Annotated in this window: 1 protein-coding gene and 1 pseudogene; both read left to right on the plus strand. The window is 58.2% G+C overall.

What is annotated here, in order from left to right:
* A partial coding sequence (locus PROAA_RS13905) for a winged helix-turn-helix domain-containing protein (protein ID WP_186411910.1) occupies positions 1-490 on the plus strand: 490 nt, incomplete at its 5' end.
* Positions 477-686: pseudogene (locus PROAA_RS13910) on the plus strand (ATP-binding protein); the annotation flags it as partial. The gene PROAA_RS13905 and the pseudogene PROAA_RS13910, both read left to right, overlap by 14 nt.

The raw sequence follows: 686 nt of genomic DNA on the forward strand, positions 1-686 counted from the left end.
GCTGACGGCCCGCGACGAAGATCTCGATCAGATTCTTGGACTTGAGCTCGGAGCCGATGATTACATTGCCAAGCCGGTGCAGCCACGCCTGCTTCTGGCGCGCATCAGAGCCCTGCTACGCCGTTCACCAGGCTCCTCTGTCTACCCGACGAAGGAATACGCCGAGCCTTACGGAAAGACTGATCTAGTCTTTGGCCAGTTCCGCATCAGTCAGTCAACGCGTAGCACCCACCTGGGCAATGAAGCCATCGATCTGACCACCGCTGAATTCGACCTGCTGTGGTTGCTCGCTCGCCACGCTGGCAGCATCCTGTCGCGCGACGATCTACTTCAGCAACTACGCGGCATCGGCTTCGACGGTCTTGACCGCTCGATTGACGCTCGCATTTCGCGACTGCGCCGCAAGCTCGGCGACGATCCGGAAAACCCCACACGCATCAAGACGGTTCGTGGCAAGGGTTATCTGTTCAGCAAGCATGACTGGCAATAGCCCAAACAATAGTCTGCTTGACATACTCGGGCGTTACAAGCCGATCCCCTGGCGCGGCGGTTACAGCCTGTCGCGTCTGTTCTTCAACTTCTACCTGCTGGTGATGGGATCCTTCGTCGCCATCGCCTTCTTTGCCGATTTCGTCATCTCGACCGCCGTCAAGGGCATTACCGACGACTACACCAGCCGCTTCATG

This window comes from Candidatus Propionivibrio aalborgensis, from assembly GCF_900089945.1.
Classification (GTDB): Bacteria; Pseudomonadota; Gammaproteobacteria; order Burkholderiales; family Rhodocyclaceae; genus Propionivibrio; species Propionivibrio aalborgensis.